Below are 20,947 nucleotides of genomic sequence, written 5' to 3'. Positions count from 1 at the left end.
AAGAGGTCCTGGCGGAAGTCTCCGATCAGGCGGCGGACACCCCTGCCGTCCAACGGCAGGGATGCGGGCTTTCAGATTCCTGGCAATGATCGCGTTTATCAGGAAAACCGCCCGCAGCTACCGTCTCTATGGTTACGGTCTGTGGTCATGCGGTTTCTGCACACTTCGGACTGGCACCTGGGCCGCCGGTTCCACACAGAAGATCTGATCCCCGCCCAGCATGCCTTCCTCGACCACCTGGTCGACACCGCACGGACCGAGGACGTCGACGCGATCCTCGTCGCAGGAGACATCTACGACCGGGCCGTTCCCAGCCTGGATGCCGTGCGCCTGTTCAACCGTGCTCTGCACCAGCTTGCCGACCTCGACGTGCCGATCATCATGATCAGTGGGAACCACGACTCCGCGCACCGCCTCGGCGTCGGGTCCGGCCTTCTCGCCCGTGCCGGCATCCACTTGAGGACCGACCCCGGCACCTGCGACGTCCCGGTCCTCCTCGAAGACGCCGACGGCCCGGTCGCCGTGTACGGCATCCCCTACCTCGAGCCGTCGATGGTCCGCGACCGCCTGGAGGCCGAAGCCGTCTCCCATCGCGCGGTACTGACCGCGGCCCTGGACCGTATCCACGCCGACCTCACCAACAACCAGCTGGCCGGCACCCGGTCCGTGGTCCTCGCGCACGCCTTCGTCACCTCCGGCACCGGGCAGCCCGAGGAACGCGATAGGAGCGAGGAAGCCGACAGCGAACGCGAAATCGCCGTGGGCGGTGTCGCCCACGTAGGCGCCGACGTCTTCGCGGGGATCGACTACGTGGCCCTGGGTCACCTCCACGGCCCCCAGCGCGTCACCGACCGCATCCACTACAGCGGCTCCCCGCTGGCCTACTCCTTCTCCGAGGCCCGCCACACCAAGTCGATCACCCTGGTCAACCTCGCCCCCGATGCCGTTCCCGCCCTCACCCACCGGTCCTGCCCCGTGCCCCTGCGCCTGGAACGCGTGACCGGCTTCATGGAAGACCTCCTGACCAACCCCGACCACGAACCGCTGAAGGACGCCTGGCTCGAGGTCACCCTCACCGACACTGCCCTGCCTTTCGAGGCCATGGCACGCCTGCGACGCCGCTTCCCCCACACCGCCAGCCTCAAGCACCGGCCCGCCCTCATCCCCGCCCAGGCCACGAACACTCCCACCTACAGCGAACGCATCCGCGGCCGCGGCGACCTCGACATCGCCGGCGACTTCATCACCAGCATGCGCGGCACCGACCCCACCCCGGACGAGCACCACCTGCTCCAGCAGGCCGTCGAAGCATCCCGCCTGAACGAGCAGCAGAAGGAAACCGTCTGACATGCGCCTGCACAACCTGACCCTGCAGGCCTTCGGACCCTTCGCCGGCACCCACACCATCGACTTCGACTCCCTGTCCGCCGACGGCCTCTTCCTCCTGCACGGCGACACCGGAGCCGGCAAGAGCACCGTCTTCGCCGCCATCTGCTTCGCCCTCTACGGCAGACCACCGGGCGACCGCGACCTGCTGCTGCGCAGCCACCACGCTCCCGCCGGCCTCCTGACCGACGTCACCCTCGAGGTCACCCTCGCAGGCCGTCGCCTGCGCATTCACCGGATCCCCGCCCAGATGCGCCCCAAGCGATCCGGTGAAGGAGAGACCTCCCAGAAGGCAGAGACCCGCCTCAGCGAATGGGCCGTCGACGCCGACGGCAAGGGCCACTGGGAACCGTCCAGCAAGTCCCACCAGGAGGCCGCCCTCGAGGTCACCGACCTGCTGGGCATGAGCCGAGACCAGTTCTGCCAGGTCGTCCTGCTGCCGCAGAACGACTTCACCAAGTTCCTCCACGCCGACGCCCACGGCCGCAGGGAACTCCTCGGGAAACTCTTCCGCACCGGCCGCTTCTCCTTCATCGAGCGCTGGCTGAACGACCACAGCCGCACGACCGAGAAGAACCGCGACGCCGCCCGCGCCGACGTGTTGCGCCTGGCCGAACGCATCCACCAGGCCGCCGGAGCCGACCTGACAACCCAGCACACCGCGCCCACGCCCGACGACCCGCACACCCTCACCGAGCCCGCCCGCGCCTGGGCCCAGGATCTCCTGCGCGCAGGCCACAGCGACCACGCCCAGACGCTCCAAGCAGCCACAACGGCCAAGGAGAACCTGGTCGCACAGCAGAGCCTCGAAGCCGCGGTCCGCGAACTCCACCAGCAGCAAGCCACCTACACCAGCGCCCGGCAGCAGCTCGACCTGCTCCACGAACAGACCCCGCACCAGGACGTACTGGTTCAGCGCCGAGACCAGGCCCGCCGCGCCCAGCAGGCAGCACCGTTGCTGCACGCCGCGGACACTGCCGCAGACGACCACACCCGTGCCCAGACTGCTGAACACGCCGCCCGCGAGCACCTGCTGCCCGAACACAAGGGCCTGGACGCCGGCCGGCTGGAAACCGCCGAGCAGCGCCTTCACGCCGAAGCCGGCGCCCTGAGCGCCCTGGTCCCCGAAGAAGACACCGTCCATCGGCTGACCAGCGAGCTGGAGCGCACCGACGCCGAACGGCAGGACTTCGCCTCCCGGCAACGCGCCGCCCAGGACTGGCTCGAAGCAGAACCCACCCGCCGCCGCGCTCTGGAAACCCGGCGGGAGGTAGCTCGCAAGGCCGAAGAGGAAGGCCGCCGCCACCAGAGCGCCCTGGACAGCCTGCAGACCCGCCTCGAAGCCGCCGGCCGCCGCGACACCCATCTGGCCAAGGTCGCCGAGGCTGAACAGCAGCTGACCGATGCACACACCATCGCCGGCCAGACCGGCCAGGCCTACCTCACCATCCGCCGCCGGCGCACCGACGGCATGGCCGCCGAACTCGCCGCCACCCTCACCGACAACATCCCCTGCCCGGTCTGCGGATCCTGCACCCACCCGGCGCCCGCCGCCCCCCAGGACGGGCAGCCCACACGCCAGGACGAACGGGACGCTGAAGCTCTCCATGAGCAGGCCAAGACCGCACAGGAAACCGCCGCAGCCGTACTGCACGGCCTGCGCGAACAAGCTGCCACCGCCACCGGGGAAGCCGGTGACACCCCGCTGGTCGACCTCAAGGCCCAGCACACCACGCTCACGGCCGAGTTGACCGACGCCCTGGACCGTGCAGCCGACCAGGGCGTCGTCCAAGACGAACTTCTCGCGCTCGACGGCGAGCACACAGTCCAGACCCAGCAGCACAGCACCGCCACGGCCGGCCTGTCCGCCCGCAACGCTCACTACGACACCCTCACCCAGCAGCTCACCGAGCTGACGGCCAAGCTCACCGCGGCCCGCGGTCCCCATCCCACCGTCGCCGCCCATGCCGACGACCTCACCCACACCGCCGACCGCCTCAAACAAGCCGCCGAGGCCTCCCGCAGCCTCACCGCCGCCGTGCAGACCCTCACGCAGCGCACTGAACAGGCCATCCTCGCCGTCACGGGCCAGGGCTTCGACAGCCTGACACTCGCCCAGCAGGCCCTGCTCAGTGATGAAGACCTGCGCGCCATCGAAGAAGAGATCACCCAGTGGCGCGAGGCTTGCGCAGCGCACACCGCTGTCCTTGACAATCCGGCACTGCAGCAAGCCGCCGCGCAGCCCTCCGCCGCCCTCGACGCAGCCACGGCTGCAAGGGCTGCCGCGGACGACCGGCACGCCGAGGCGGCCGCCGCCGCCAGTGCCGCTCACACCCGTAGCCAGGACCTCACCGTCCTTGCCACCGACCTCGATGCCGCCGTCCAACACCTGGAACCGCTCGAGCAGGCCCACCTCACCGCCCGTCACCTGGCCGAACTCGTCACCGGCAACTCACCCAGCGCCCGGGTGCGCATGCAGCTGGAGTCCTACGTCCTGGCTGCCCGCCTGGAAGAAGTCGTCACCGCCGCCAACGCCCGCCTGCACCTCATGTCCGAGGGCCGCTACACCCTTTCCCACTCCGACCATCAAGCGGCCCGCGGCGCCCGCTCCGGCCTGGGTCTCGAGATCACCGACTCCTGGACCGGCCGCCCCCGCAGGACCGACACCCTCTCCGGAGGCGAATCCTTCTTCGCCTCCCTGTCCCTGGCTCTTGGGCTCGCCGACGTCGTCACCCACGAAGCAGGCGGCAACCCCCTGGACACGCTCTTCATCGACGAAGGTTTCGGCACCCTCGACGAAGACACCCTCCACAAGGTTCTCGACGTCCTGGACTCCCTGCGCGCTCACGACCGCACCGTCGGAGTCATCAGCCACGTCCCCGAACTGCGCCGCCGCATCACCCACCGCCTCCACGTCCGCAAAGACCCCACCGGATCGACCTTCGCCCACCTGACAGCAGCAGCCGAATAGCCGTGAAAGACGTCGGACCGGCGGCGGCAGCACCTGCGAGCGGGAGCCGGGGGCGCCAGAGCGAGCAGGAAGGAGACGCGGCCGTCCGCCACCGCTGACGGCCACCCCTTCTGGGCCGGGCCGTCACCCCGAGGCGCACTGATCAAGGGCCCGTTGGAGAACTCTTCCTCGCGGTAGCGCCGCGACCGAGAGGATGAGGGTGTTACGCGATACAGGAGTGGTGACCATGGGCAGGGTCCAGAACGAGGCCCCGGCGATCAGTCTGTCCAAGATGCAGGCGCAGGCCCCTGATCTGGTGAGCCTCTACAAGGCGGCTGGGTCCAGCGTGCGCACGCACGGTCTCGAGGGGGTGCGCGCTGCCGTGTATCTCGTGCTGGACCGCTCCGGCTCGATGCGGCCCTACTACAAGGACGGCACCATGCAGCATCTCGGCGAGCAGGTCCTCTCCTTGTCCGCTCACCTCGATGACGACGGCACGGTGCCGGTGGTGTTCTTCTCCACCGACGTCGACGGATCCACCGATCTCAAACTCGGAGGCCATCGCGGCCGTATCAACAAGCTGCACGAAAACCTCGGTCACATGGGGCGGACGAACTACCACTGGGCCATGGACGACGTCATCGACCACTACCTGGCTTCCGGCAGTGACGCCCCAGCCTTGGTGATCTTCCAGACCGACGGCGGGCCCACCAGCAAGTTCGCCGCCGAACGGTACCTGTGCAAAGCTGCCCGCCTGCCGCTGTTCTGGCAGTTCATCGGGTTCGGCGACCCCGATGACAACGAATTCGCCTTTCTCCGCCGTCTCGACGACCTGGCCGTCCCCAGACATCGCGTCGTCGACAACGCAGGCTTCTTCCACGCCGGCCGCGATCCGCGCACCGTACGCGAAGATCTTCTCTACGACCGGCTTCTGCGGGAGTTCCCCAGCTGGCTTTCGTCGGCCCGCACCGCTCAGGTCCTGCTGTAAGCGCTTGAACCGAACCGGACCGGGGGAACTACTCGCCCCAACGCGCAAGGCAGTGGAAGGTCCCCTCGATCCACTCCTTGGGCTCAGCCCGGATCGCGCCGCGCGGCCGCCGTGTTCCGTGGAATGTTCTGCGCTCCGGGGCGTGGAAAACCCCGGTGCGAAAGCCACCGGCTGAGGCTTGGCAGATGAGGCCGTGGCCGGGGATTTGAGCGGTGAGGCGGGACAGGGGATGCCGACCGGCATGAATGGGGTGCCGGGTTCGGATGATGTGTTCAACGCCGTGTCCGGGGCTACCGGGTGGGCGGTCGTGGACGTGGAGACATCGGGCCTGAGGCCGTACGAGCACCGGGTGCTCTCGGTGGCGGTGCAGACACTGGATCCGGCGGGCAAGCTGGTGGAGGAGTTCTCCACGCTGCTGGATCCGGGCTGTGATCCTGGGCCGGTCCACATCCACGGCCTCACGGCGGAGCGGATGCGTGGCGCGCCGGTGTTCGAGGAGGTCGCCGAGCATCTCGGGACGCTGTTGGCCGGTCGAGTGATGGTGGCCCACAACGCGCAGTTCGACTACGAGTTCCTCGCGCGCGAGTTCGCCCGGGCCCGTTCCTGGCTGCCGGTCTCGCAGCGGAAGTGCACGCTCGCGCTGAACCGACGGGTCGCGCCGCCCACCGATGATCTGAAACTGGCCTCGCTGGCCGCTCACTACGGAGTGCCGCAGCAGCGGGCGCATGATGCGCTGGACGAGCCCAGGTGCTCGCTGGCATCCTGCGCGGTTCCTTGTCCGCAGCGGGGGAGCTGGGCCTTGTTTTGCCGCTGGTGGCGTGCCCTCCCACCGGCGTGCAGCCCGGCACCGGCCACGCGAACCCCGCACCGCCGGCATCGCCGCTGCCTGCTCAGCGGCGCGCCAGCCGACCGGCTTCCGCCGCACCGCTGTCCGGGCGGCGGATCCTGGTGCTGGGCGGCCCTCACGACCACGCGTCGGCGCGGCGCACCCGCATTGCGGAGCTGGGCGGAGCCGCCGCCGTCAATCTTTCCGCTGGCGTCACGGATGTGGTCCTCCTGGCCGACGGTGCCGGGGACCGCCGCATGCCCCACATCAGGGCACGCGGACTGCCGGTCCATGACGCCGACTGGCTCGCCACGCTCACGCCGCCACCGGGCAGCGCCGCAGGGGAGGGGCAGGCCGACCCGGCCGGCGCCCTGGTTCTTCCCCGCGGTGGCGTCCTCGACCTTCCGGCTGCACACGGTTACGCCGGAACGTGGACGGCAACTGCATCCTGGGGCTATCAGATTGGCTGCTAGATCGACGTGGTCGCCTTCGCGCTCGACGAGGACGAACAAGTCTCCTGCGACGAGGACTTCGTCTTCTAGGGGCACCCGAAACCCCCGACGCGACCGTGCGCCTGACCACCGACGGCCCCAGCGAACAAGCCGTCAGCGTGAACCTGACCACCCTTCCCGACGCCGTCCGCACAATCGTCATCGCCGCGGCCATCGACGGACCCGGCACGTTCGCCCAAGCCGGAGCCATTGAGATCACCGTCACTCAGGGAACCGGCGCGCGAGCCCTCGCGTCGATGCCCTGGTCGGCGAGGTCGATGAGCGGGTCGTCCAGGAGTACCGAAGTCTCCTTTCGAGACCGCCCGTGCGGTCAGCCTGCCTGAAGCTCCTCGACGACCTGCTCTGCCATATGCCGGGCGGGTTCCAGCCGGGGGTCCTCCGGGTGCGCGTGCGGTCCGAGGATCTTGGAGCAGACGAACAACGTCATCAACTTGCCGTCCTGGCTCTCGAAGTCGGACCGGCGCTCGTGCCGTACGCGATCGGCCAGAGCCGGGACAGCAAGGGAACTAGCCCACAGGGAGGCCGAGTCCAGCCCCAGCGGTGCGCTGCCCCAGTCCTCCCAGTCGAAGAGGCTGAACGCCGGAGCGGTCATGTTCGCCCAGTTCAGGTCTGCGTGGGCCGGTACCCACCGCTCGACGGTCGTATCGAAGTCGCCAGGGAAGACACCGCGAATGGACTCGGTGACGAGGGCCTGGGTGACGGTGACGGTGTCCGGTGTGGCAACCCGCGTCGTGCTCTGAGCCGCCAGCGCGTTCAACGAGGCGTTCAGCGCTCCCCACCACTCGTCCGGCACTTCCGGGGCCTCGCTCAACACGGCGGTACCGACAGGAGCGCCCGGCAGCAGCTCCGTCTCGTCGGCCCGCCACATCACTGGCTCGCTCGTGTCGCGCCAGACCACGCATCCCAGCCATGCGGGCTGGACGACGCCTTCCAGACGCGCGGCACATTCGGTGCCGTTCCATCCCTGATCGGTGATCTTGTCGAGCAAGCGTCGCTCGATCCGAACCCAGGTATTGCGGTCTGTCCGGGCGCCCACAGAACGGCGCTTGCGGATCAACGCATCTGATAGCAAGCGCACCTGGAGAGACCGCTCGACGTGATCAAGAGCCTCATCAACCGGCCGCACCCGTAGATCAACAGCCCGACCCGTGGAGACCGAGAGCGTCATACACGCGACCGTAGCAGTGCAGCGGGAGGGAGGTCTTACGGCGCGGCACCGCCACTGCGTCGGCAACTCGCAGCACCGGGACCGCCAGCCGCCGTGGAAAGCTTCGAAGGGTTGCTATGTCCCGCACGAAGGCGTTCTTGCAGCGGCCCGGCGGTGGAAGGTTGTCAGTACCCGCTGAGAGCCCAGCAAGGGCAGCTGCCTGGAGGATTCGACGTGCACGCTCCGGACGAGGACGCGTAGGACATGGTGGACGACCCGAACGAACCGTCGCTCGCGGTAGCCACGCTTGAAGTCCGCTTCGCGCCGACAATCTTCTTCGATGATGTCGATGTGGCGTAGGGTCCGTCACCAACAGCGCATGGGATCGGGCACCCGCTCGCCTCCTCAGGGTGCCCGACGGGTAAGCCAGTCGGCGAAGGGCGTACGGACGTCCGGAACGTGCAACGGCGTGGCGTCTGCGTCGGCGTGGCGCGCTGCCTGCAGGACCGTCGTGAGGTCTCCGCTCCCGGCTACCACACCAGGAACGGCTACTGGCGCCCGGACGGACCGTCGGACTTCCTGGTCGAGATGCACAGCCGCCTGCCGTCAACGGACTCTGCACAGCCACGTCGACGTTATAGCCAGGCACAAAACCGTACGCATCCTGCGCGCCGAGCGGGTGCTGGGTGGCGTCCACCTGGCGATTCACTTCGCGCCGTTCTTGCCGTCCTGTGGCGCCAGAAGTGCGGGATGGCGGCCTCGGTGTGGAGCATCGGCTTGAACTTACGGCTCGTCGCTTTGTTGCCGGGCTTGTGGAGGCGGCGCCGGCGTGACGCAGCTTGTAGCCGTGCGCCTCGGTGGCGGCCGCAGGAGTGCCTGGTCCAGCGTGTTGCGGCGTTCCTGCCCCGACAGTGCAACCGTCAGTTGCGATGTGCCGGTTTGGTGTCGGTGGGTGGGTGTCAGTGACGGCACGTCAGGTGGGTGTGTTTTCGCTGGTTGGGCTTTGAGTGGGGGAAGGGCGACTGTTGTGGGGCGGTGCATGCGACGGCCACGGCTGTCATGGGGCGGTACACCCCACTCCGTTCCACTGTCTTGAGAACGGCACTTCTGATCCTTCCGAGGGCTGCGCGTCGGCACGGTGGTCGGTGTCGGTTTTGCGCGGGCGGAAGGGGCGGGGTGGGGGAGTCGGGCGCGTGGGGTGAGGTCACGGCGGGGTTGAGGGTGTCCAGACCGGTGCTGGTTGCGCGGCTGCTGGAGCTCGAGGCGGCTGGGGCGTTGACCACGGCGCATGTGCGTGCGGGCGCCCAGGTCGGCGGGGTGAATGTGCGCACGGTGTGGCGCTGGCTGGATGCGGCGCGGACGGAGGGCCGTGTCGAGCGCAGGCCGCGGTCCCGGCTGGAGTTGTCCGACCAGATGTGGGAGGCACTGGCTCAGGCGGGCGGGAACGTGGCGGCGCTGCACCGGCATCTGAAGGCGGCCGGGGGCGAGGTGCCCTCCCTGGCGTCGTTGCACCGGGCGGTGCGCCGGGACCTTCAGGCTTGCAGGGTCCTGCCGGACCGCGCGGTGGCGCGGCGGGAGCGGGAAGAACAGCAAACGCGGCAGGCACTGGCTGACCTCGCCCTGGCCGGACCGAGTGAGGGAGGCGCGGCGAAAGTGGCTGCGCGCCGACTGCCGCGTCTCGTACCAGAGGCGACCGGGAGCTTGCCGGTGGGGGAGAACGGTGCGCTGGCAGGTGTGGCGTTGCCGGCGGGCGCGCAGCTGGTGCGGACGTCGTCGGTGCGGGCGGTGACCGAGTCGGTCGGGCAGGCGATGGCGACCCAGGGCGCAGTGTGTCTGTTCGGCGACCCTGGCCGGGCAAGACCGCCGCCGTGCGGATGGCGCTTAGCGAAGTGCCCCCGGGCTGGAAGGTGACGTGGGTGCCAGTACCGGTGCGCCCGTCGGTGGCCGGCATGAGGCGTGCGGTATTCGACGCGCTGGCGCTGGCGGGCCGCTTCCCGCACACGTCGGCGCTGGCCGACGCCGCGGTCACGGGGGCCTTGAGCGAGGCGCGGGTGCTGGTGGTCGATGAGGCACAGCGCCTGCCCGTGCCGTGCCTGGAGTACCTGCAGAGCCTGTGGGACCACCCCGGCACCCGGATCACGCTGGTGCTGTGCGGGGCGGGTAGCGAGCGGGCGCTGTCCCGGCTGCCGCATCTGGCATCGCGTATCGGCGCATGGCAGGAGGTTCCACGCTTGACCGGAGCGGAAGTGGCAGCCGTGGTGACCGGCTTCCATCCGCTGTGGCGCACCGTACCGGCCCCGGACCTGACGTGGATTGACCGGTCGTGCGCGCACGGCACGTTCCGCACGTGGGCCGCTTTGACTGCGCACCTGCAGAACGCGCTGCTCACCACCGCTGATGCATCCATCGACCGGGCCTTACTGAGGCGGCTGTTCCAGCGGGTCGCGCCGCCACTGTGAACGGAGTGCTCCTGCAAGAGACGGAAGGGCGATCGCATGCTCCCGGCCACCGGCAAGCACACGACGTCCCACCCGCGTGAGGGGAGCTGACATGAAGGACGGCGACGCCATCCGCCCAGACGGCGGACTGCCTGCGGCGTCGAGGACGGCGCTGCGCGGTCCGGCCGTGCGGCGGCTGCTCGCACTGCGGGCAGGGAAGAAGCTGACAGCAGTCCATGTACGGGTGGCCGCGGACGCGCTAGGAGTGTCGGAGCGCACGGTGTGGCGCTGGCTGGCCACCGCTCAGAGCGATGAGACCGCGGCCGCCAACCCCGGCGCACGCTCCCGGGTCGATGCAAGGTTCACGGTCACGCCCGAGGTCCGTGGACTGTTGGCGTTGTGGAAGGGGAACGTGCGGGCGGTCCATCGCGAGCTGGTCGTGCGTGCCGCTCGGCAGTCTCCGCCTGCAGACGCACCGTCGCTGACGACGCTGCACCGGGCGATTCGCCGTGATCTGACGCCGGGGGAGCGGGCGGGGCTTGCGGGTGGGGAGCGGGCGGCGCGCAAGCATGATGTGTTCCTGGCCCGGCCGCGGGGCTGGCGTAATCAGGTGTGGGAGACCGATCACGTCCAGGTGCCGGTGCTGGTCGATGTCGAGGGCAAGGCCCGCAGGCCGTGGATCACCTGGTTCACCGACTGCGCGACGAACGCGATCACCGGGGTGGTTATCACGCCGGGGGATCCGTCGCGGGAGTCGGTGCTGGCCGCGTTGCGTTCCGCGGTCCTGCGCGAGGACCCCTACGGCCCGTTCGGTGGCCTGCCCGAGAAGGTGCGCGTCGACCGTGGCAAGGACTTCCTGTCCAGGACGGTGACGGCTGCGTTCGATCTCCTGGACGTGACGGTGGAGGACCTGCCCGCCTACACCCCGCACCTCAAGGGCACAGTGGAGGGCCTCAATCGGGCGGTGGAGAGCATGTTCCTGGCCGCGCTGCCCGGCTACGCCCGCCAGCCGCGCCCCGGCAAACGAGCTTCTCGCCCGAAGGACGAGGTGCTGCTCGGCTTCGAGGACTTCACCGCCCGGCTGCTGGCCTGGACGCTCTGGTGGAACACCGAGCACCGCCCCTCACCGTTGCAGGGCAGGACTCCGCTTCAGGCGTGGCAGGACGATCCCACCCCGCTGCGGGACGTGCTGGCCGCGGATCTGTGGACGTTCACCCTGGAAGACGCCGGCACCCGCACGCTGACCACCCGCGGTGTCCGCTTCCGCAAACGCGACTACGTGGGGCCGTGGATGACTGGGCAGGCCGGGATCCAGGTGAGGGTCCGCTTCATGCCCCACCACGACCACCGCATCGAGGTCTACCACGCGGCCACCGGCCGCTACTTGGGCCCTGCGGACCTGGCCGACCAGGCCACCGAGGAACAGCTCCGCGCGGTACGGCGGGCGCGGGCCGCCCGTGCCCGCCGTCTGAAGAAGGACCTGGAGGCTTCCCGGCGCGAGCGCTACGCGGCCGTGAACCGGCCCGAGGCGCCGCGGCGGCTGGGCGCGCTGACTACCGCGCAGGCCGAGGCCGAACTCGCCCAGGCGACCGGGACCGACCTGTCCGATCTGGCGCTGCCCGATCTGATCCCGCCCGCCGCGCCTCCGGCCGGGTGGCGCACCCCTGCTTCCCTGGCGGCGCTGATCACACCAGGCCTGTCCGCTCCCGTGCCGTCCGGCCATGCTTCCGCTTCCGCCCAGCGCGGCCCGGAGGGGCGGACCGCACATCACACCACCGATGACGACGGAGACGCCTTGTGACTGCGGCCGCCTACCAGTACGTGGATCTGCCCGACGCAGCCGTGGTCACCACCCCCGCTCTGCTGACCGCGCGGGAGAACATCGCCGACACGGTCGCCGCGCGGGCCATGATGTGCATCCACGGCGGGGCCGGCTTCGGCAAGACCCTTGCGGTCAACATGTGCCTGCGTGAGCTCGAACCGGGCGAGGACGTCCTCAGGATCGTCTTCCGTGCCCGGCCCACGGCCCGTGCGGTGCGCTACGAGCTGTTCACCGCGCTCGGCCTGCCCGGTACCCCGCCGCGTCATCCCAGCGAGTTCGACCGTCTGCTGAAGATCGCGCTGGCCGAACGCCCCCGCACGTTCCTGGTGGATGAGGCGCAGTGGCTCAACGGCGAGGCTTTCGAGTACTTCCGCTATCTGTGGGACGACCCTGCCACCCGGCTCGCGATCATCTTCGTCGGCGGCGAGGGATGCCACACCGTGCTGCGCCGCGAACCGATGCTCTCCTCCCGCGTCTTCATCTGGCAGCACTTCACCCGCCTCACCCCCGGCGAGGTCGACGAGGCGATCCCGCTGTTCCACCCGGTGTGGGCCGACGCCGACCCGGCCGACATCGCCTTCGCCGACCAGCATGCCGCGCACGGCAACTTCCGTAACTGGGCCCGCCTGACCGCGCACGTGCGCCTGGCACTGGCACGCACGGACCGGCCGCGAGTGGACCGCGAGGTGCTGCGCTGGGCGTTCGGCCGCCTCGGCAGCCCTGCCTGACACCCGCCCGCATGCGGGCCTGTGGTTCATCGCCGCTACGGGGCAGCCCCCGGCGCAAAGAACAAGGAGGCGGACCGCAGTGGGTCTGCTGGATCCGATCAACCCGCTCGGCGAGATCGCCGTGGACGTGCTGGCATGTGGTCCAGCCGCCTCCCGGCGCTGCCCGCCCCGCACGGCGCTGCGCACGGCGGGACGTCCGCCCTTCACTGTAGTCGTCGACCGCGCAGACGACGTGCGTTTCACCCGCACCGTGCTGGCCGCCCACCACCCGGCGGCGGGACGGGTCGTCATCCACCCCACCGTCAGCGGGGGCGGCCGGCTGCTGTGGCACGACATCCTGCACGCTGTGGCCGACGGCCGGCCTCTCAGGGCCCCCTCCTGTGCCACCCGCGGCAACGCACCCGCCCAGGAGCGCTCAGCACGCGCCGCACTGAAAGCCGGGGCGGTGCACCGGCTGACCGTCCTGCGCGCACACCGCATCGGATGGGGCGTCTGGGCGGACCTGGTGGCCCTGCACCGCACCACCGGCACGGACGTGACCGTCGTGCACCACGCCGAACTCCCTGTGGACCTGGCACATTTGCTGCGCCACTGCGACCACCGCATCCTCACCACTCACGCCGGTGTGCGGGCGCTGCACCCGCCTGCGGGGACATCGGCGGAGTCTTGGGCGGGGAACCGGCAGCAGTATTCCCCTGGTCCTGGGCGGTGACAGTTGCCGGGCCGCATCCCAGCCGTCGTACCGTTCCCGTCCGCTGTCTCCCGGAGGGGGCCTATAGGCGGTGGGACGGACCAGCGTGGGGGGGGAGCCGAGCCGACACCGCCCTCTCTGGCACCAATGAAACAACGAAACATTGTTTAGTTGGCGTCGTGCGGTACGGTGACGGTATGCCACGTGATGCCCGTCAGCAGGCCCGCGACCGTCTGTCCGCGCTGGCCCCCGCTCCCGGTGACGACACCACGGCCGCGCGCCGGCTCGAGCAGAATGCGTCGCTGGTGGGGCGGCTGCTGGCGGCCGCCGGTGAACAGAGCGTCCAAGGGCAGGAGCCGGGCCCGGTCCCGGACGATGTGGGTGCCGCTCTGGGCCTGTTCGAGGACATGCGCGAGCAGTTGGACCGGCTGGAGACCCAGGTGGTCATCGAGGCGAGGCGCCGCGCCATGGACTGGCGGCAGATCGCCCGCCACCAGGGCCTGAACTCGTCCCAGGCCGCCTCTCAACGCTACCAGCGCCTGATGACACGACTCGAAGAGATCCGCCAGGGCGTCCGGTGAGCGAGAACGAACCGCAGATGCCGAACCAGCCACCGCAGTTGTTCACCGCGATCGACTCCCTGCTCGCCGCCGTCGACAACGGCACCCTGTTGCCTGTTCCGGCCGAGCGGGTGCGGCTGCGCGAAGCAGCCGGCCTCACCCAGGCAGCCGTCGCCCAGGCACTGGGCGTACGCGTGCCGAGCATCACCGCGTGGGAAGCCGGCCGCGCCGAACCCAAGGGCGAGCGATTGGAGGCCTACCGCCGCCTCCTGGAAGGTCTCGCCCACCGCTATCCTCCCGACGCGCCCGCGGGCCCCCAAGACGCTGCGGTGCCTTCTACGTTCACTGCTACGCCCGCTCCGGCGGAATCGCGGACGCCGCCCGCGGGTCCGGAGGCCGGCGCTGCGGACGTGACCGCACCCGAGAACACCCGGCCCAGCGCTGCCCCCCTCGCAGCTGCTCCGGTGGCCGCGCCCCGTCCGGTGCGCTCCACCGGACCGACGACATCGACGTCGCGCCGTCCGGCCGCGCGGAAGGCTGCCCCCGCAGGCACGACGGAGGCCGGCACCGATCCGCGTTTCGCCAACGGCCCGCTTGCGGTCGTCGACGTCGACGCAGATGGTCAGGTGCTGGCGTACTGCGTCGGCGGCCTGGTCCTGGACGTGCCCGCGAAGTCGATCCCGGCCCTGGTGGAGTGGACGCTGGCCGAGTCCGGGCTCGGTGCGCCGCGACTTCACCGCAACGGCAAGGACTCCGACCCGCTGCTCGTGCTCACCGAGGCCGCGCTGGCGCGCTTCGGCCTGCCGGTGACCCTCACCGACGAGGAGCGGCTCGCCGGGCGGCTGCCGGAGGGCCACAAGGTCATCAAGCAGCTGGTCCGCGCGGAGTGGAAGCTGACGAAGCGGGGGTTCGGGCCGTGGGCGCGGATCTACCGCCCGGCCACCGGTTCGGAGCGGGCCTGCGTCCAGCTGTGCATCCCGGCGTGGGACGCGCTCGACACCCGGCACTGGGCCGACGCTGCCCAGCTTCCGCCAGCCGAACTCGCCCGGGTCCTGGGTGTGTTCGCGTCCCGGGTGATGACGCCGCGCGGCTCTGCCGCCGTGACCGGTCTGGAGCTGATGACCGCGCTGCATCCGCCGACCCGTGCCTCCGAACCGGACGCGGCGGGCAGGCGACACTCCGAGCACAACCCCGGCTCGCTGGGCAAGGACCCGGTCGACTGCGCGCCATGCGAGGCACCCGACGGGCACCCGGTCCTGGTGGACCTGCCGCGCTTCCACCGCCGCACCCCGGCTGAGGTTCTGGTGGAGGAGGCGTACGACTGGGCGCGGCCGCTCACCGACGCCGAGTGCATGAATCGGTTCCTGGTCGGCATCGACGTGAACATGGCTTTCGCCGCCGGTGCCAACGGCCTGGTCGTCGGTCTCGGCGAGCCGACGCACGTCAAGGCGCCGGTGTTCGATGCGAAGCTGCCCGGCTCGTGGCTGGTGGACCTGTCCCACATCGATCTGTCGAGGGTGAAGCTCGGCAAGGACAAGTGGGCGGAGCTGGACGCGAGTCTGCTGCCCAGCCCGTTCACGCCGAAGGGCGAGCGCCCGACGGGGCCGGCCTGGTACGCGACCCCGACGGTGGCGTACGCGGTGGAGCTTGGCTACGACGTGCGCCCGATCGAGGCCTACGTGCGCTACGACAACGGCCGCTACCTGGACGGCTGGTACAACCGGCTGCGCGACGCCTACCTCGCCACGATGGCCGACCTCGGGGTGGGCGCGGACCTGCCGCCGCAGGAGTTCCTCGTGGCGATGGACGGCTACCGGCAGCGTGATCCTCAGCTGGCGATCGTGGTGTCCGCGATCAAGGCGACTGTGAAGGGTGGCATCGGCAAGCTGCGCGAGCGCCCGCGCGGGGAGGGCTGGAAGCCCGGGCAGCCGTGGCGGGCCCTTGCCCGACCGACGTGGCGCCCGGACATCCGTGCCGCGGTCATCTCCCGGACTCGGATCAACATGCACCGCAAGGTCGTCAAGCATGCCGCGTTCACCGGGCAGTACCCGGTGGCCGTCCTCTCGGACTGCGCTGTCTATGCGTCCGACGGGCCGTCGCCGCTGGACTTCCTGCCGTACCGGGACGGCAGGCCACTGCCCGGCGCCTTCAAGCTCGGCATCAACCCGGGCCTGGTCAAGCATGAAGGCACCCAGAGCGTCCTGTGGGGCGAAGAGGTCCGCGAGCGGTTCGACGCCCCGGAGCTCAACCTCGCCCGCTACATCAAGGACGGCACCGTCACCGACGTCGACAACGGAGAGTAGGAGAGGGCGATGAGTCTGTTCGGCAACGGCCTGGACGCCGCGGTGCAGAAGTCGTTCACCCGCCCGGCGCCCAAGAGCGCGCCCGCGCAGATGCGCTACCTGGTCAAACAGCTCAAGGGCACCAGGGCCGTCGCCCACATGCTGCGGATCTCCCAGCGCACCGTCGAACGGTACGTCAAGGACCAGATCAAAAGACCCCGTCCGGACCTCGCCGCCCGCCTGGAGAACGAGGTGACGAAGCGGTGGCAGCCGCAGATCCGCGCCCGGGCACGGCAGAAGGCGGCGACCACCGACGGCATCGTCATCGACACCCGCGCCCGGATCGGCTACAGCGCCCCGATCGGCACCACCGACGACGCCCGCCTGCGTCACCTGACCGTCGCCCTGCCACCCCAGTACGCCGCCCGCCTCTTCGACGCCCAGCAGCAGGGCGCCACCGACCAGCAACTCCAGCAGATCGCCGCCGAAGCACTCAAGGACGTGTACTTCCAGGACAGCGGCCGCCGCGCCGGCAGCCTGGAAGAGGTCCGCTTCACCGACATCGAGCACGTCCAGTTCGACCTGTAGATCCCGAACAGCCGCGTACTCGCCGACGGCATGCTCGGCATCAGTCTGGCTGGCCTTCTCGGGCCGGCGACGCGGAAGCTGCCGAGCGAGCCGAAACGACTCGGACCAGGAGCGCGGTAGGGGCACCGGGCGCGCCAGACCACGCTCCGGTTCAACGACCTGCCGACGGGAGCGTTACGCCCACTCCATGCCCAGCTCGGCGAGTGCGTCGAGTTGTTCCGCAGTGAGTTTGTCGCGCCTGGATTTGGTGTTCGATACCCATACGCCCAGCCGGATGGGTACGGGCTCACTCTGGCCGTCGACCGCGATCTGGACGATGGCGCCGCGGGGTACTGGCCGATCCGGGCCTTCGCGTTCGATCCATTGTGTGAGGGCCGCGAGTCCTCGCTGGAAGGCTGGTGACGCCTTTCCTGCGGTTTTCCCGGTGCCCCTGTCCGCCGGGGCCGCAGCGGGCGCCTCGGTAGGCTTGACGCCCAGCTTTGAGAGCCGTTCCTGTTGTTCGCTCGACAGTTGTGTCCAGGTGCGGGGTTGTTTCTGTCGTTGGAGCCATCGTCCGAGGTCGTCGTTGTCGAAGGTCACTCCGGGTTGGATGTCGGGGAGGTGGCCGTGGGGTTCGTCCTGCGCGAGGTGGGTGAGGATGCGGTGGTGGCGTTGCCAGTCGAGTGGCCAGGGGCAGTTCCAGTCGGGGTCGATCGCGGTGAGTTGTTCGGCTCGGGTGGCGGCGGTGTTCGCGTCTTTCTTGCCGAGGCCGTGGGGGCGGCGAAGGTTGGCGATCAGTTGTCCGATCGCGGCCGGCCGGCCGTCGGGGTTGTCCCATACGGTGTCTTGTCGGGGTGCGAGGTGCCCCGTGGCGCGCCGGTAGGACCGCAGTACCGCCAGCTTCTGCTCCCAGGCTTGGTCGCCGGGCTCCCAGATCATGCCGGCCCCCGCCTGGTCGAGCAGCTCGACGCGGTGGTGGTCGAGTTCCCCGGTCCGCCGTGCTTTGCGCTGCTGATGCACCCACCTCCCCAGCGGAAACGCCTTCGTCACCCCGACCTCGACCTCCACGTCATACGGCACGGCGTACAGCCCGGTGATGCCGTTCTGGGCCCGCCAGCGCAGCAAGGCCTGGTAGCCCTCGAGCCACACCAGTGACTGTGGCCGGTAGACGCGGGTGCGCAGGAACGCGGCGATGGTGGCCGGGTCGCGGGGGCTGGAGAACTGCAGCAGCTCCGACTCCACCGCGCCGCTCTGCGCCTCCCACTCCTCCTGCTGACTGGCACCAGCACCAGCACCCGCGCTGGCGATGATGCGCCCGTCGTCGTCCCGCCGGACATGAACCTTCCGCATCCCTCTGGTGAGGGCCCGGCCGGCGAGTTGTTCGGTGAGGTGTTCGGAGTGGGAGCGCAGGCCTTGGAGGACGGCGACGAGGGGGGTGTAGGAGGCGCTGGCGATCATGTCGGTGGGGTCTTCGCCGGGTTGGAGGAAGACGGGCACGATGATCCGTGCGACCTTCGTGGTGCCGTCGAGGTTGGGGCGCAGGGCCCGGCCGATGTTCTGCACGATCTCGACCTGTGAGCCGCGGGTGTCGGCGAAGCAGACGGCTTCCACGCCCCGTTCGCCGCGGATGTCGACCCCTTCGCCGAGGACGCGGCAGCTGGCGAGGAACGCCCGGTGCACCCGCCGGCCCGCGGCATCGATCCCGTTCGCGAACTGGCGCAGGGCCTCGCGGCGTTCGGTGACGAGGTGGTCTCCGCACAGCCACGCCGACCACACCCGGTCCGCGGGGACGTGCCGGCCGGCGGCCTCGACGTCCCCGGGCACGGCATCGAGAGGAGAAGCGGGCCTGGCGGCGGCCTCGTCCAGGGCGTGGGCGGTGACCTCGTACGCATACAGGTCAGCAGCCGTCTGAGGCAGATGGACCGCGAAGGCCTCGGCTTCCTCGACCCTGCTGTGGAAGGTCATCATCGTCTTGATGTTGCGGGCGCCGGCGTGTTCCACAAGCGCGGCCTGCAGCAGTGCGAGCCGCCGGCCACGCCGCGCCTCGTCGGACAGCCCGACGCAGTAGTCGGGGTCCTCGATCTCCAGGACGTCGATCTCGAAGGCGGCGAGGACGCCCCGCTCGACCGCCTCCGCGAGCCCGAACTCGGCCAGCCACGGCCCGAACGTGGCCGAGTCCTGGCCCATCGACGCGAGCTCCAGCTCACGCCCGTCCTTCCCGCGCTGCGGCCTAGGTGATGCAAGGATCCGCGGGGTGGCGGTCAGGTAGAGCCGGAAGTCGGCGGGGATGCGGGTGTTGTCGTGGATCGCCGCCCACGACCGACCAAGATCACCAGTAGTGCCGTGGGCCTCATCGATGATCGCGAGGTCGAACGGGGCCATCTGCTGTCCGTACAGCCGCTCCCCGCCCGCCAGAGCAGCCTCCAGCGGCCCGCGCATCTTCCCCCGGCCCACAGGGTCGTCGAAGTCCTCCCGGTCCACCAAAGAGGCGTACGTAGCGAAGACAACGACCGGCCCGCGGCCGGCCCACAGGGCAAGCTGGATCGGGTTCGTGGTGGTGCGCACGCCCAGCGAGTCGAGCACCGGGTCGTTCTCCAGCGAGCACACCGCGACCATCGCAGCCCGATGACCCACCGTCCGCCACGCCTGCGCGGTCTGCACGAGCAGGTCCAGGGTCGGCACGGTCACGAGGACCCGGCCTTCGGGGAAACACTCCAGCGCGCACGCGGCCGCCGTGATCGTCTTCCCCGACCCGGTAGCGGACACAATCGTGCCCCGCGCCCCCTGCGCCGGTACAGAAGACCTTGCCGGAAATCCCACCCATTTCCGGAAAGCCGATTTCTGATGCACCTGGTGTTCTCGGAGCTGAATCAAAAGAGTTCTCCGGGCTCGGGAAGGACTTGTTCGACCGAAGCGATGCGGTATCCAGTGCGCTGGAAGAGGCCGCCGTCTCTGCCATGGACCACCCAAGCCCGCTCGGCCGCGTCGTCGGCGGACACGGCCATCAGATGGACAACGGGGCCCGGTACGACCGGGCGGGAGCGGCCGGCCACGGGCCGGGCACCGATCCGGTAGACGCGATGCCGCGAGATCTCCAAAGCCGCGCGCCCGCACCGCTCGGCCTCGGCCACATCTGCCATCAGCCGCTGCAACCGATGCTCTTCACAACGGACAGCACGCAAGTCACCAGAAGGCGCGTACGCGGCCACCTGCTCCCCGTCCATGAAAGCGGCGATCCGCTCCCACTGCAGGCGCCGCAGCTCCGCGATGAACAGCTCACTCAAATGATGCGGCTCTGCAGGGCACACCCGTGCGCGCCCGGCGCGTTCCTGCGCCAGGTACACCTGCACGGCCACCTGGTGCCGATCGAGTCCGGCGGCTCTCGCGATCACCCCGAGCCGGGCAAGCTCATGCGGAAGATACTCATAGATCAACACACGCATGCCACTCCCTGAAGGGGGGTCCCTCGATTACGCCAATGCTACATGCTGCATCACACCAAGATGCAGCCAAGCGACCTCCCCGAGAAGACGCCCTCCACAAGATGCCTTCCGACCCTGACCCTGATGGCCATCGCGCATCGGGGTACACGGCCCCGCATGGCACCGAACACCGAACGCATCCAGTTCCTGCGGGCCGTGCGGCAACTCCACCGCGTCCGCTCCTTCTACGGGCCGGCCCGCGCATCACACCGCCTCACACAAGGCGCCCGCCCACGCCTGAGAACCCGTTACCCCTGGCTCTGCTGAGGCCCCCGGACGGGGCCTCAGCAGAGCCAGGCAGAGCACCCACCCTTGCTGCAGCTCGGGCCGCAGGCCCGTTGGCCGCCCCGCGCAGCGGGGGCCGGCCTCATGGCGCGCAGCGCCATCGGGTGGCTGGAGCGCAGCGCAAGCCACCCGCTCCGGGAGCGCAGCGAACGGAGCGTCACCCGCCTTGCGCAGCAAGGCGGGTGTGCTGACCGCGCAGCGGTCAGCCAGCGCTCCCGCGGAGCGGGAGCGCAACACCCGCGCGCAGCGCGGGTGTTCGCTTGCACATCGCGCAGCGATGTGG

At 69.9% G+C, this 20,947-nt stretch carries 14 protein-coding genes and 1 pseudogene; 12 read left to right on the top strand and 3 right to left on the bottom strand.

Features of this window, described 5'->3' with window-relative positions:
• Positions 1-147: 147 nt before the first annotated feature.
• The 4 genes and pseudogenes from ACIRU3_RS44930 to ACIRU3_RS44915 form a co-directional block, all read left to right on the top strand.
• Positions 148-1,347 (top strand): exonuclease SbcCD subunit D, encoded by a 1,200-nt coding sequence (locus ACIRU3_RS44930; protein ID WP_404069811.1) that lies wholly within the window; start codon positions 148-150, stop codon positions 1,345-1,347.
• A 1-nt stretch (position 1,348) separates the two neighbouring features.
• Entirely contained in the window at positions 1,349-4,357 is a 3,009-nt protein-coding gene (locus tag ACIRU3_RS44925; protein ID WP_404069809.1) for an AAA family ATPase, read from the top strand.
• Positions 4,358-4,583: 226 nt separating this feature from the next.
• Positions 4,584-5,324 carry a vWA domain-containing protein gene (locus tag ACIRU3_RS44920; RefSeq protein ID WP_404069807.1) on the top strand — a complete coding sequence of 247 codons (741 nt, stop codon included), beginning with the start codon at positions 4,584-4,586 and terminating at the stop codon, positions 5,322-5,324.
• A 241-nt stretch (positions 5,325-5,565) separates the two neighbouring features.
• Positions 5,566-6,895: pseudogene (locus ACIRU3_RS44915) on the top strand (exonuclease domain-containing protein); the annotation flags it as partial.
• Positions 6,896-6,972: 77 nt separating this feature from the next.
• On the opposite strand, the gene ACIRU3_RS44910 reads toward ACIRU3_RS44915, so the two are convergent.
• Positions 6,973-7,830, bottom strand: a complete 858-nt coding sequence (locus ACIRU3_RS44910; RefSeq protein ID WP_404069805.1) for a hypothetical protein — start codon at positions 7,828-7,830, stop codon at positions 6,973-6,975.
• Positions 7,831-9,030: 1,200 nt separating this feature from the next.
• Here ACIRU3_RS44910 and ACIRU3_RS44905 point away from each other — a divergent pair.
• From ACIRU3_RS44905 to tpg, 8 genes are all read left to right on the top strand, one after another.
• Positions 9,031-9,720, top strand: a complete 690-nt coding sequence (locus tag ACIRU3_RS44905; RefSeq protein WP_404069803.1) for a hypothetical protein — start codon at positions 9,031-9,033, stop codon at positions 9,718-9,720.
• Positions 9,684-10,268, top strand: a complete 585-nt coding sequence (locus tag ACIRU3_RS44900) for an AAA family ATPase (protein WP_404069835.1) — start codon at positions 9,684-9,686, stop codon at positions 10,266-10,268. Before ACIRU3_RS44905 ends, ACIRU3_RS44900 begins: the two co-directional genes overlap by 37 nt.
• Positions 10,269-10,434: 166 nt before the next feature.
• Complete coding sequence (locus tag ACIRU3_RS44895) at positions 10,435-12,048, top strand: Mu transposase C-terminal domain-containing protein (RefSeq protein ID WP_404069833.1); 1,614 nt, start codon at positions 10,435-10,437, stop codon at positions 12,046-12,048.
• Entirely contained in the window at positions 12,045-12,797 is a 753-nt protein-coding gene (locus ACIRU3_RS44890) for an AAA family ATPase (protein ID WP_404069801.1), read from the top strand. Before ACIRU3_RS44895 ends, ACIRU3_RS44890 begins: the two co-directional genes overlap by 4 nt.
• A 79-nt stretch (positions 12,798-12,876) precedes the next feature.
• Positions 12,877-13,509 carry a hypothetical protein gene (locus ACIRU3_RS44885; protein ID WP_404069799.1) on the top strand — a complete coding sequence of 211 codons (633 nt, stop codon included), beginning with the start codon at positions 12,877-12,879 and terminating at the stop codon, positions 13,507-13,509.
• A 176-nt stretch (positions 13,510-13,685) separates the two neighbouring features.
• Positions 13,686-14,069 (top strand): hypothetical protein, encoded by a 384-nt coding sequence (locus tag ACIRU3_RS44880; RefSeq protein WP_404069797.1) that lies wholly within the window; start codon positions 13,686-13,688, stop codon positions 14,067-14,069.
• A gap of 17 nt (positions 14,070-14,086) precedes the next feature.
• The gene (gene tap / locus ACIRU3_RS44875; protein WP_404069831.1) at positions 14,087-16,351 is read left to right on the top strand and encodes a telomere-associated protein Tap; all 2,265 of its coding nucleotides are present in this window, start codon (positions 14,087-14,089) and stop codon (positions 16,349-16,351) included.
• A gap of 9 nt (positions 16,352-16,360) precedes the next feature.
• Positions 16,361-16,918 (top strand): telomere-protecting terminal protein Tpg, encoded by a 558-nt coding sequence (gene tpg / locus ACIRU3_RS44870; RefSeq protein WP_404069795.1) that lies wholly within the window; start codon positions 16,361-16,363, stop codon positions 16,916-16,918.
• A 174-nt stretch (positions 16,919-17,092) separates the two neighbouring features.
• Here the strand turns inward: tpg and ACIRU3_RS44865 are convergent, their stop codons facing one another.
• Together ACIRU3_RS44865 and ACIRU3_RS44860 are read right to left on the bottom strand one after the other, a co-directional pair.
• A complete protein-coding gene (locus tag ACIRU3_RS44865) occupies positions 17,093-19,771 on the bottom strand; it encodes a Helicase associated domain protein (RefSeq protein ID WP_404069793.1) in 2,679 nt (892 codons plus the stop codon).
• Positions 19,768-20,340, bottom strand: a complete 573-nt coding sequence (locus tag ACIRU3_RS44860; protein WP_404069791.1) for a hypothetical protein — start codon at positions 20,338-20,340, stop codon at positions 19,768-19,770. The genes ACIRU3_RS44865 and ACIRU3_RS44860 overlap by 4 nt, the downstream gene beginning before the upstream one ends.
• Between the last annotated feature and the right edge of the window lie 607 nt (positions 20,341-20,947).

This window comes from Streptomyces sp. NPDC101151 (assembly GCF_044768335.1).
GTDB lineage: Bacteria > Actinomycetota > Actinomycetes > Streptomycetales > Streptomycetaceae > Streptomyces.
The sequence above is the reverse complement of the archived record's forward strand: the minus strand, read 5'-3'. Positions and strand labels throughout refer to the sequence as shown.